The sequence below is a fragment of the Paenibacillus sp. FSL R7-0198 genome, from assembly GCF_038000415.1.
Classification (GTDB): Bacteria; Bacillota; Bacilli; order Paenibacillales; family Paenibacillaceae; genus Paenibacillus.
On record NZ_JBBOCB010000001.1, the window covers coordinates 2,190,256 to 2,202,948 of the forward strand.

The 12,693-nt window shown below is 44.9% G+C and carries 9 protein-coding genes and 2 tRNA genes; 3 read left to right on the plus strand and 8 right to left on the minus strand.

The genetic code is table 11. The annotated features are described in order from the left end of the window. Positions 1-9 precede the first annotated feature (9 nt). The 3 genes from clpP to MKY87_RS09420 form a co-directional block, all read right to left on the minus strand. On the minus strand, positions 10-600 hold the full coding sequence (clpP, locus tag MKY87_RS09410; protein ID WP_036605886.1) for an ATP-dependent Clp endopeptidase proteolytic subunit ClpP: 591 nt from the start codon (positions 598-600) through the stop codon (positions 10-12). Positions 601-979: 379 nt separating this feature from the next. Next, positions 980-2,320 carry a trigger factor gene (gene tig / locus MKY87_RS09415; protein ID WP_091037594.1) on the minus strand — a complete coding sequence of 447 codons (1,341 nt, stop codon included), beginning with the start codon at positions 2,318-2,320 and terminating at the stop codon, positions 980-982. A gap of 138 nt (positions 2,321-2,458) precedes the next feature. Further along, positions 2,459-3,388: a hypothetical protein gene (locus MKY87_RS09420; RefSeq protein ID WP_445259889.1), complete on the minus strand. Its 930-nt coding sequence runs from the start codon at positions 3,386-3,388 to the stop codon at positions 2,459-2,461. Positions 3,389-3,621: 233 nt separating this feature from the next. Here MKY87_RS09420 and MKY87_RS09425 point away from each other — a divergent pair. After that, positions 3,622-3,695 (plus strand) — tRNA-Arg (locus MKY87_RS09425). 633 nt (positions 3,696-4,328) lie between these two features. Further along, positions 4,329-5,558, plus strand: a complete 1,230-nt coding sequence (locus MKY87_RS09430) for a CynX/NimT family MFS transporter (protein ID WP_340964117.1) — start codon at positions 4,329-4,331, stop codon at positions 5,556-5,558. 116 nt (positions 5,559-5,674) lie between these two features. Here MKY87_RS09430 and MKY87_RS09435 read toward each other — a convergent pair whose 3' ends face one another. From MKY87_RS09435 to MKY87_RS09445, 3 genes are all read right to left on the minus strand, one after another. After that, positions 5,675-9,634 carry a S8 family serine peptidase gene (locus MKY87_RS09435; protein ID WP_340964118.1) on the minus strand — a complete coding sequence of 1,320 codons (3,960 nt, stop codon included), beginning with the start codon at positions 9,632-9,634 and terminating at the stop codon, positions 5,675-5,677. Between the two features lie 555 nt (positions 9,635-10,189). Then, positions 10,190-10,798 carry a class I SAM-dependent methyltransferase gene (locus MKY87_RS09440; RefSeq protein ID WP_340964121.1) on the minus strand — a complete coding sequence of 203 codons (609 nt, stop codon included), beginning with the start codon at positions 10,796-10,798 and terminating at the stop codon, positions 10,190-10,192. A 293-nt stretch (positions 10,799-11,091) separates the two neighbouring features. After that, positions 11,092-11,165: transfer RNA gene (locus MKY87_RS09445), tRNA-Arg, on the minus strand. Positions 11,166-11,456: 291 nt separating this feature from the next. Between MKY87_RS09445 and MKY87_RS09450 the strand changes: the two genes are divergently transcribed. Further along, positions 11,457-11,750, plus strand: coding sequence for a DUF4870 domain-containing protein (locus tag MKY87_RS09450; protein WP_017692583.1), 294 nt, complete (start codon positions 11,457-11,459; stop codon positions 11,748-11,750). Positions 11,751-11,937: 187 nt separating this feature from the next. Here MKY87_RS09450 and MKY87_RS09455 read toward each other — a convergent pair whose 3' ends face one another. Beyond that, positions 11,938-12,294: a hypothetical protein gene (locus tag MKY87_RS09455; RefSeq protein WP_340964123.1), complete on the minus strand. Its 357-nt coding sequence runs from the start codon at positions 12,292-12,294 to the stop codon at positions 11,938-11,940. A 31-nt stretch (positions 12,295-12,325) separates the two neighbouring features. Beyond that, positions 12,326-12,625 (minus strand): hypothetical protein, encoded by a 300-nt coding sequence (locus tag MKY87_RS09460; protein WP_017692581.1) that lies wholly within the window; start codon positions 12,623-12,625, stop codon positions 12,326-12,328. Positions 12,626-12,693 lie beyond the last annotated feature (68 nt).

Below are 12,693 nucleotides of genomic sequence, written 5' to 3' on the forward strand. Positions count from 1 at the left end.
ACCACCCCTTTAGGAATTGATCGGTCTACTGAGCACCTGGTCAATAATGCCGTACGTCTTAGCTTCTTCAGCGCTCATGAAGAAGTCACGGTCTGTATCCCGCTCAATTTTCTCAAGAGGCTGACCCGTACGATCGACGTATATTTGATTCAGTTTCTGACGTGTTTTAATAATCCATTCTGCGTGTATCTTAATATCCGCAGCCTGTCCTTGAATGCCGCCAAGCGGCTGATGAATCATTACTTCGCTGTTTGTCAGCGCATATCTTTTGCCAGGTGCACCGGCTGTCAGCAATAACGAGCCCATGCTTGCTGCCATCCCTACGCAAATGGTAGATACATCCGGCTTGATAAATTGCATCGTATCGTATATACCCATCCCTGCGGTGACAGAACCACCAGGTGAGTTAATGTACAAGCTGATATCCTTCTCAGGATCGTCGGCTGCCAAAAACAAAAGCTGTGCTATGACAAGATTGGCTACATCGTCATCAATCGCACTGGTTAGAAAGATAATGCGATCTTTCAGCAAACGTGAATATATATCGTAAGACCGCTCGCCTCGATTGGTTTGTTCTATAACCATTGGCACCAGACTCATGAGACCAACCTCTTTTCTACATGTAATTAGACATAGGCCACCTGTAAAGCAAACCCAAATTCATTCTAACACTTTCCTGTGACAATGTCATTTTTCACAAGAGGGGTCAGACATCCGTTTGTTTACTTTTTTAGCCTGATCATATTTAACCATGTTTTCTATGTATGTGCAAATTGAAGCCATCCTATGCCGTCTTACCGTTTTTTATTTGCATGAAGTACATAGGTATGTAAAAAGTGTACACGGATCAATAAAATTAGTATTCATCCATATAATTACTTCATTTTCTATAAAATGGATGTCATAATTTAAAAATAAGGCACGCAATAATTCACGTGCCTTATCGTTTATTCAACTGACAAGTTGATAACAGCTTGTCTTATTTTTCGTCAGCTTCTGCAACAACTTCTTCAGCTGGAGCTTCAACTGGTTCAACAACTGTGCTGTTCTCAACAAGAACGTCAATCGTTTTACGCAGTTTTACTTCATCGCGAAGGCTGTCCAGGGAACCATTACCTTCGAGGATGCCACGGATCTCATCAGCAGGACGCTTGTAAGATTCAGCCATTTTCTCGAGTTCTTGATTCACTTCTTCGTCAGATACTTCAATGTTTTCCGCTTTACCTACAGCTTCAAGCACCAGGTTGTTGCGAACACGTTTGGAAGCATCTTCTTGCATTTGTCCTCTCAGGTCAGCTTGAGTCTGGCCAGAGAAGCTCAGGAACATTTCAAGGTTCATACCTTGGTTACGCAGACGGTTGTCGAAATCACGCATCATGTTTTGTACTTCGCTCTCAACCATTGCAGCAGGAATGTCCACTTCAGCGTTCTCAGCCACTTTTTCTACAACTGCATTTTCTTGTGCAGCTTTGGCTTCGTCAGCTTTACGGGATTCCAATTGTGTTTTCAGGTCAGCTTTGTACTCTTCCAATGTGTCGAATTCGCTAACATCTTTAGCAAACTCATCATCCAATGCAGGAAGTTGTTTGCGTTTGATTTCGTGAATTTTCACTTTGAATACCGCTTGTTTGCCAGCAAGTTCTGCTGCATGGTAGCTCTCTGGGAAAGTCACTTCTACGTCTTTGAAGTCGCCTGTGGAAAGACCCACAACTTGCTCTTCAAATCCAGGGATGAATGTATTGGAACCCAGTTCCAGGGAATAACGCTCAGCTTGTCCACCTTCGAAAGGTACACCATCAACCGAACCGTCGAAGTCGATTACTGCAACGTCGCCGTTAGCAGCGGAACCTTCGTCAATTACAACGAGTTCAGCGTGACGTTGTTGAAGACGCTCAAGTTCTTCAGCCACTTCTGCGTCAGTTACTTCACCTTTTGCTACAGCAACTTCGATTCCTTTGTACTCACCCAGAGTAACTTCAGGTTTCACAGTTACTTTAGCTTTGAACTTGAATGTTTGTCCTTTAGCGAATTGTTCAACATCTACGTCAGGACGATCAACCGGGAAAATATCCGTTTGGTCGATTGCTTCTGTATAAGCTTCAGGAAGCAAAATGTCGATTGCTTCTTGATAAAGGCTCTCTACACCAAAACGTGCTTCGAAGATGGAACGTGGTACTTTACCTTTACGGAATCCAGGTACGTTTGCTTGTTTAACCACTTTATTAAAAGCTTTGTCGAGTGCTGCAGTTACACGATCTGCATCCACTTCAACCTCAAGAACCCCAAGGTTCTTCTCTATCTTTTCCCAAGTTGCTTTCATTGTATACTTTCCCCTCCAAAATTCACATGTTCACGTAGACAATCACGTACAAAATAACCATTTTAGTATAAACAAGATTAGATTCTTTTTCAAGGGGAATCCCTTGATACAGTTTAAGGAAAACGTTTCCGGCCTCGATTAACCATCCAAACCGGCAGATACAAATTGTTTCATGGAACGATAAGCCTGTTCCAGTCGAAAGCGCATCGCGCCTGTCACAGCATACATTGAGCGGGTATTTTCCTCATCATGCGAACCACCCAGACTGTCTGCAACGGTCATATGTAGAGCTGCTGCCCATATATCTGTCATGGAATCATTTTCTTCCAGCATCGATACATAATCACGGGTTCCATACACCGCCATGACATATTGTATCCACAGTTCCTGGGCAAAATAAAAGAGCGTAGGTTCATGAACCTCCGTCTGATCTGCCACTCGTTCCAGAATCTGAACGATTTGGAGCGGGAATTCTTCTGGTCTAAGAGGCACGGTGTCGATCTCGACTTCAACCTGCTCTTCGCCTCTCGTAAACAGGATCATACCTTGAACACCTCGTCGACGCAAGGTTTGCAGCACCCGAAATTGAAGCAGAGGGTGAAGCGACTTATGTTTTAACCAACTGGTAAGTGCCTCGTCAATCTTCGGCAGATCAAGATAGGCCAGCTGCTCCAAAGCCAGCATCGTCTGTTCAGACAGCGGCTCTTCCATGACTGTGCGAAGCATCTTATCAGCATAGCCATCATCCTGTTCAAGCTTCATTCGGGCATGCTGCCGTGCCATGTCTTCCTCACTAATCTCTTCTTCTTGTTCTTCAAGAACGACAGGCGAGGTTTCTTCATATTGAGGAAACGCAGCCTGAAGCCATTCGAGCAGAGCCCGCCATTCATCATAATGGCGCTCTTCCTGTCCCTGACATTGCAGCAAAAAGTGAAGCAATTTCATCGCTTCACCATACCGTTCATTTTCAAGCATAACTGTCAATTGAATCTGGTAATAGTCCAGCGTCTTAGGAAACAGCACAATATTGTTGTTATGCTCGGTTTCCGGGGTCGTGGATTCCTTAATGGGAGCACCTCCTCTATATCCTGAATCTCCAGTTGGAATCAACCTAAATAGATGTATATATTAAAACGATTGTTGATCTATTTTTGAGTTCTCCTGATATTCTAACATAACCTTAAATATAATGAAAAAAACGTTACTGCCGCCAAATATCATATACGAAAAACAGTTTAAAATAAAATGCTTGATATTCCTGTATGCATATGATAAAATCAATTTTGCTTGAAAAAATTCATGTCTCAGTAGCTCAGCTGGATAGAGCAACGCCCTTCTAAGGCGTCGGTCGGGGGTTCGAATCCCTCCTGGGACGTATTAAAAAGAAGCTTCCTTCGGGAAGCTTTTTTTGCGTTCAGGGGATGAGAACCCCATCGGTTCGTCGGAGCATTCACGTCGTTAGCACTACTTCGCAGTCTCGACTGCAAGGAGAGTATCCCTCCTGGGACGTATAAAAAGAAAACTTCCTTCGGGAAGTTTCTTTTTGCGTTCTGGGGATGAGAACCCCAACGGTTCGTCGGAGCATTCACTTCGTTACATGCTCTATGTCGCTGCATTGGAGCGCCCACATTTGCTCACTCTATAGCAATACGTGGCATTATCGATGTTCTAACGAACATAGGACACTTTATGTGCTCCAAATTCAGCAGCATGGAATTCTAACGAATCTTAAAGAGCTTATTTCACCAATTCTGGGGTATTAACTCACATATATGTACTTCATAGCCTAATTAACGTCGCTGAGGTTCGTTAGGATGTAAAAATAGCGGTTTTACCCATTATAAGACTTCGTGGATTCGTTAGAGTTCACACGCTAGTCAAGGACCCACGGTCCATTGGGTGTTTTTTCATTTCATTGCTCAACATTGACATGGAATGTTATGCTTACGGAGTGGATTATGTAACAATCCATACATATTAACTTCTTAGGAAACAGGAGATTTTATCAATGTCATCTTCAATACAGCAACACTCATCTATCCATGCCGATGAAGAACATTCTTCGACATCCAAAAGAATCGGCCTGTTATTAACAGGCATTATCGTCATCGCCGCTACGATGAGGTCACCGATTACGGCAACAGGTCCCGTTGTGGAGATGATCCGCTCAGATACAGGTATCGGCCATACGATGGCCGGGCTTCTGACCTCACTACCTTTGCTCGCCTTTGCAGCAGTCTCCCCCTTTGCACCACGTCTTGCCAAACGTTTAGGACTCGAATCTGCTCTGCTATTGGCTGTTATGATCGTAACCATTGGGGTGGCCTTACGCTTGTTGCCTTCCGTTCTCTCCTTATATGCAGGAACCGCAATTTTGGGGTGCGGCATTGCATTAAGCAACGTGCTTTTGCCAAGTTTGATCAAACGTGATTTTCCATTGCGGGTAGGTATCGTCACCGGATTATACTCTGTATCCATGAACATATTTGGCGCCATCGCCTCAGGTGTGAGTGTGCCCTTAGCAGGAGCCACATCTATGGGTTGGCGTGCTTCGTTAGGCATCTGGGCCTTGTTGTCCATACTGGCGCTTCTCTTGTGGCTCCCCCAGATCGCATCAGGACGTCAGCGAATGTTATTTATAGCCACACAAAGTGAAGGGACGCCTGTACGTCTACGGACCTCTTCTCTGGCCTGGTTCATTACTTTATTTATGGGTCTGCAATCTCTAATATTCTATACAACGATTACCTGGCTTCCCGAGATTCTCGCTGAGCAAGGATTCAGCCCAACCTCAGCAGGGTGGATGCTCTCCCTAATGCAGATGGTTAGTGTACCGGCTACCTTTATCGTTCCAATCCTCGCCGGCCGAACGCAAGATCAGCGTGTTCTAACGGCGATAACATGCTCTTCTTTAATTGTCGGGTATGCTTTATTGTTAAGTGGCATCGCTTCGCTCGTTACCATCGGTGTCACGTTGGCAGGAATAGGTGCTGGAGCTTCGTTTGGAATGGTAACGATGTTCTTCGTCCTTCGTACAAAAGATGCCAGACAAGCTGCCAGCCTGTCCGGTATGGCCCAGTCCTTCGGATATATGCTCGCGGCAGTGGGACCTCTACTGTTCGGTATGCTTCATGACTGGACAAAGGGATGGACCCTTCCGTTGCTAATACAGGTCATTCTGGCCATTGCTTTACTTATCGCAGGGATTCAGGCGAGCAAAAATCGAATGATCGGTTAGTCATACAATTCATTTATATACAAACAAAACGGCCTCCATCCTGCAAATCAGGATGGAGGCCGTTTATGCATAGGACAATTCCTTCATTAATTCATTCGGCTTTAATAAGGAAGAACTTACTTCACTTTTACCTTAATTGTGTCTGTGCTGGTAACTCCAGCTGCGTTAATTAATTCTGCCCGGTACGTATAAGTGCCCGAAGCTTTCCCTGACACTTTAGTCACAGCACTTTGCGCAAGCGGTGATACCGCACGGAGTTCTTGCGTGTCGATCAACGTATCATTTTCATAGAGACGATACTCTGTAGCGTTGGTTCCCCACCACAGATTCATGGTTACCTTATAATTTCCATCGCCATCCCAGTTATCCTGAGAGAGAACCGCTTTGCCTGGCGCTGCGTTGGTAATACGAACGGTCAACGTCTGACTCCGCGTTGTTCCCTTGTCGTTGGTTAGCTCGGCCACGTACGTATATGTGCCATTGGCTTTGCCCGTGATCTTCGTCTGAGCAAACTGCGCCCAAGGCGCGTTGTAAGTCAATTTCTGCGTATCAACCAAAACCCCGTCCTCATATAACTTGTAGCTAGTTCCGTTCTCGCCCCACCACAGGTTCATTGTAACGATATACGAGCCCTCTGGCAGGCCGTTGCCTACCCAGTTATTATGAGACAATACAGGCGTACCTGGGGCCTTGATTGCCGGAGTTTCAGGTTCGGTCTCCACGGCTTCCAATTTCAGTGCCGTATTGGCTGTGCCCGAAAGCCCCTGCTGGTCTTTTACTGTAAGTTCAACAGCATAATCGCCTGCTTCAATTCCCTCCAAAGGAAGGCTGAAGGTACCATCAGCTTGTACTTCAAATACTCCTTCTTTATAAACCGAACCATCCTCTTTTTTCACAACATACGTTGCTTCCAGGGAACCTGCCGGATCAAACGTGATGTCCCATCCGCTTGCAAGCGCAGGAGCAACACGGAAGTACAAGTCTTCCACGCTACCATTAAGGACAGCTGACTCATCCTCTTTGAACTCCAATGTTGCTGGTGCAGTTACAGCCGGAGCTGTCTTTTTCACCAAAAATGGCGAAGTGTCTTCCTTATAGGTTTTGCCGTCCGTACCAATGGTAGTGATATCAACGGTGTATAAACCATCCGGAATCTCAGTCACTTCATCGGTTGTGTAATCTGCATATGAGCCGTCCCAAGCAAGGTTGTATCTTGCATTGGCATTGAAGTTAAAATAGTTACCGAAAATGGAGCCGATATAACCATCTTGATAATATCCACCTTCCGGATTAAGACCATCATAAATCTCAATCAGGGCAAATGTCATCGGATTATAGAATTCCATTGCTACATTAAGCGTATCCAACGTACCATCAGCCTTCAATGGATAGTGGAAAGGATTTTTTTCAGTTCCTTTTACGGTTTCAATATATTTAACTCCAGTCAACGTAACGTTGAAATGAGCAACATATGGCACCGAAAAGGTATTGGTTCCGTTCGACAACTCGATGTATCCTTGTGCTTCTGTAGTCGCAGTAACCCCTCGTGGTACGGTGATTGTTACTGCAAGTTCTTCCTCACCATTCAGTGTGAAGGAACTCTTGTCTACCGCAACAGATACACCAGCAACATTACGAGTTGGATTCACATTTACGGTGTAATCCCCGCCACTACCATTCAGCGCTTCAACTTTAATCGTTTTGGTAATCGTCTTTTCATCTGTGCTCAGGAAATTACCGTAGTTGATGCTTCCAGTAATATTTTCTTTTTCAACAACAGAGCCACTTTCTGTGTATTGAGTTACATCAAGCACTTTGACAAAAGCAGCAGGATCGATGGTGTTTACAGCCTGAATGCGGCCAGCACCTTGATCAAATACATCAAACTTGGTTGTATCCAGCACCTTACTATTGTTCATGAGCGCAACTTTGATATCAAATGGCGTCCAGTCCGGATGTTTCTCAATCAACAGCGCAATCAGACCTGCTACATGAGGTGTAGCCATACTTGTACCTGATTTACGATCATAAGCTTGTGCGTAATCTGCATCTGGCTCATCCTTGCCGTAGGCAGGAATCGTAGAAAGAATGCTTGTACCTGGTGCAACAATATCCGGTTTGATATCCAGTGTTACTTTTGCAGGTCCACGTGAACTCGATGAATTCATTTCATCGCCCGGAGTTTGGGAACGTTCAAAGTCACTAAAGCTCACTTCAACGGTTTGGCCTGCGTCCAGCTCAGCCTTGATCACATCTCCATCTTCCTTGGACATGCTCAGTGTTGGAATGAGTTCAAAGTTATCGCCCAGACTTACACCGATTGGACCCGGAATGTTGTTATATACAATAACAGCCACGGCTCCGGCCGCTTTAGCATTGGCGATTTTCTCTACAAATGCGATTTCACCACGCTGTATTAATGCCACTTTACCTGTAAAATCCTTACCTTCAAAGTCAGTTGGCTTACCCAGTACTGCAAATTCAAGCTCATATTTCCCTGTCAAAACAGTTTCAGGATCTGCTGACAGACTCCATCCCATCAGATCCAGACGGTAAACCGACTCTGTAATAGCCAGTGGAGCTTCAGTCGGAGCAATTACAGACTCTTCTTCCACTGGAGCAGCTTCAGGAGAAGCTTCCACCGGTGCAGAAGGTGATGCAGATGGAGTATTTTCTTCCGTTGTAGCTTCTTCTACATTCGGAACTTCAGCTTCGTTAGAAACTGCGTCCTCCACAGCCGCTGCACTTTCCTCATCAGCAGTTGCGGGTACACCTTGCTCTGAACCTTCAGGCTCTTCTGTTCCAGGTGCCGTCCCCAGTTCAGGAGATTGTTCAACCTCTGGCACCGGTTGTTGTTCAGGTTGTGTCTCTTCGCCTTCCTCACCAATCCAGAAGTGAGTATCGGCTGTAATCAGCTGGCTAGGTCCTGTAGAGTTACCTACCGTAATAGCCATTGCAGACGCACCCGGAGAACCGAGTGTATAACGGTTGGGTCCACTGTTACCACTTGCTACAACTGCTGTCACACCAGACAACATCGCATTGTTCAGGGCAACTGAAGTAATATAATTCGGGTCGTTGGCGGCGTTACCCAACGAGAGATTAATTACATCCATGCCATCTTGAACAGAACGATCAATTCCGCCGAGTACCCATGAGGTTTGACCACTACCATACGGTCCAAGTACACGGTAAGCATAGATATCTGCTTCAGGAGCAACACCAACAATACCGTAGTCCCCTGCTTCGCGAGCAGCAACGGTACCTGCTACGTGCGTACCGTGGGAGGTGTAATAGGCGCTTCCAGTAGCATTGAACTCAGGTTCACCCGAAGCTTTCCATTCCTGATATGTTGCTTCATACGGATCATTGTCGTTTCCAACAAAGTCCCATCCGCCTTTGTAAGCTTCCTGCAAATTAGGATGTTCATAGTCAATCCCTGTATCGATGACACCCACTTTGATGCCATTTCCTTTGTAACCCAGATCCCATACTTCAGGTGCACCAATAAAAGGCGCTGTGTCTTTCATGTACGGGTTCACTTCATCTGTCTCAGGCGCTATTGTAACTTCAAGGTCAGGATATACGCTGACCACGCCAGGTATTTGAAGCAATTGTCCCACTTGGTTTCCTTTAAGCTCAATCGCTACACCATTCAGGGCATATGCATATTCTTCCAATACTTCATGTTTGATTTTCTTCTGAGTGAGGCTATGTACAAATGACTGTTGTTGTTGCTCAACTTGAGTCACAGCCTTTGTTTCCATAGAGGAGGTAAAAGATTTTCCGGAGAGGGTTGATTCACCTTGCGCTACTGCAACAGGTTTATTGGAAAGCTCAACGATTACTCGGGTGTTCTCTCCACCCAGGCCTTCCAAGCTTTTATCCAAAAATGGATCTGCGGCAAGTTTTGCTTCCCGTTCTGCAAGAATCTCTCTCCATTGTTTGGCTTCGGCTGTACTGGGTAAATTCTCAAGCTGAATACCTGAATCTGCGGGAGCGGCTCCAGCCGCGGGGAGAATAATGGAAAAGACCATCAGAACACTTAATAACGTGGATATCAATCGTTTACTCAAGGCTTTGCCCCTCCTTTTAAATGTGAATACGTCACCAAATGATGGGTTCCTGCTGTTTGTGCGTACTGCAATACGCACTCAATTTCACCACCTATCTGCAAGAAGATTGACCCTTGGTAAATTATTCTATCAAAATACCACATTTTCCTTCTAAATACTTACAAATATGATATAGAAATTACTTATATGGGTCTTGAGTATGATAAAAATATCCATTTGTAATTATTTGTCGTTTGAATATTTTATTTTTAAAATAATGCATCAAAAAAAAGACCAAGAGCCTCTTTATCAGAAAGAGATTCCTGGTGTATAGGGGAAACATGGTTAGTATACAAAGGATCGCAATAATTCGTTTAACATCGATAAAAATTGCTACATATCACAAAATTCTAGTTATTCTGGCTTCACGGCTTCAATACGCAGGCGCTTATAATCAGCATACAGAGCATCATCTTTCCAAAGGTGAGGCATCACGATCTGACTGGTTTCCTTGCATATTTGTTGTATCTCTTCATGACTGAGACACTCAAAATAGTCCCCTCCAAAATGAGTCAATCAGCCTACTATACCCTGCTCACCATCTGCCAGTCTGGTAGGACGGTCGTAGTGATAGGCCTGTCGCACCACAAATCCACTTTGCTCTAAAATATGGCTATATTCTCCGATCGAAGGAAAGTACCACGGATTGCTTTCCGATGCACGAATGCCCGTGTTTCGCTCCATAACCTCCTCTAATGCATTCACAATGGTCTGCACGTTCCCTTTACCACCAAATTCTGCTACAAAACGCCCTCCAGGCTTCAAAGATTTCCATATACTATCCACCACTAATCGCGGGCTTCGCATCCAGTGCAGGGCTGCATTGGAGAAAACGGCATCATACAGTCTATTCGTCTCAAACTGATGACCATCTCCTTCCACGAATTCAATATCGGGGAACTTCTCCCTCGCACGGCGAATCATGTCCGTGGATGCATCCATGCCAATAACTTCAGCTTCGGTCAGAGAAATTTCATACGTCAAATCCCCCGTCCCGCAACCCAGATCAAGAATGTATTCCCCTTTTTGGGGTTGAAGCCAAGAGATCAGTTTTTTTCCATATCCGGACACAAAAGCCAGTTTGTTGTCATACTCATCTGCTTGCCATTGATTTAATGATTTCATGAATACCACCGTCGCTTTCGTTATTGATATCCTCATTGTGGCATAGAATTATTTATTCTTTAAATATATAAATTCTATATTGTTAATAGGTATTACCAATAAAACAATTTTACCTTGAACGCAAAAAAGCTCCCCGAAGGAAGCTTCTTTTTTTTTACGTCCCAGGAGGGATACTCTCCTTACAGTCGAGACTGCGAAGTAGCGCTAACGAAGCGGATGCTCCGACGAACCATTGGGGTTCTCTTCCCATGAACGCAAGAAAAGCTTCCCGAGGGGAAGCTTCTCTTTCTTTACGTCCCAGGAGGGATTCGAACCCCCGACCGACGCCTTAGAAGGGCGTTGCTCTATCCAGCTGAGCTACTGAGACAAATATGTATAATAAATTTTCGGCGCGGTTCTTATTATACTCTGATTTCTATATTTTTCAATAGTTTTATAAAAAAATTAATAATTATACTTGAATGCGGGTTCAAAAATGTACTTTTCAGTGTTTTTCTCATACTCCAATCCCTTTGAGAATATGATAGCTTGAACCAGGTTATATTGAGGAGATTGGGACTTTTAGAGTAAGATGAACATCAGACATTTTCAATGTCAGAATTGCTGGGTAATCTTTTGCATACATACATTCAATGATCCATTGAAGGAGAGAATCGTCATGAGACAACTTTTATCAGCGCTATCCTACTTTAGTATTTTCTTTGCCCCGTTCCTGTTTCCAATCATTATATGGATTGTTGCCAAGGATGATTACATTGAGGGACATGCAAAACGCGCCTTATTCTCACATGTATTCCCGTTTCTCGCTGCCATTCCGCTATTTTATTTCTTCGTGACTGCGCATAGTCTGGGTTCCGCTGTCGGGTTTGTCATTCTATTCTTTGTAATCTACGGATTAAGCTTTGTGTACAATGTGGTTAAAGGGATTCAAGTCCTGCGCGAGTATGCTTGATCACATCTCCACCTGATCTGACCACCGCATAACAAAACCCCGCCGTTCAACAACGGCGGGGTTTTCCAGTTATAGATGCAGTCACAGCAACCAACAACAACCAACAACAACAGGTCACTATCTACGTATAGCTCAACCTTGAGCTCCTATCCCGCAAACACCACATCTGTTGCTGTGGCGTTCCCTCTTAAGCCTGCCCAACCAGGTACCGCTGAAGTGTTGGACCAAGCAAACCAAAGGCAAACAACTCACTTTGAAACCGAGCCTTGTCTTCTTCAACTGTCAACCCTTCGCTGTTCTCAAATGCTGTTTCTGTCGCCTCTTCAAACGCGGTATGCATATTATTGTTATACCAGTCGATCGCCGAATCGGAGTGATTGCGTACAATCCGAACAACTTCCAGCGAATTTCCTGGCTGTGTTGAGGCCACGTATACAAGTAACGACGGATCTCCGACATTTCCAGGCTGCACTTCAACCTCTGCACAAGACAATCCATCTACCTCGGTTAATCTGCGTATTTTGGCATCTTGAATGGCATACATTCGTCATCGCGCTCCTTTTCCTTTGTGCTTATCATGTACTTTGTTCAATCTGGTATCGTGTCTCTGGTGTGCCCAATCGGTAAATCTCCCGATACACCTGTTGTAATACCGTTTCATACGCTCGGTTTACGGACTCCTCCGGTGTATCTGGCCATGGGAATACCATGCCAGGAAAGGCCTCTTCCTCCTTTTCCTGCATGAGGCTCAGCAGTCCCAGTAATTGCTCCGCTTCCTGCGGCGTTGCCTGAATGATCCATTCATACGAGGTTACCGACGGATCCGGAATAACGGAGCGGCCCATGACAGACACATAATACTTCATACTGTCCATTGCATGTTCTCTCCTTCACAGGCATGTTGAGGCCGTTGTCCCTAGAACTAGTTTCCGAAGAGGACAGA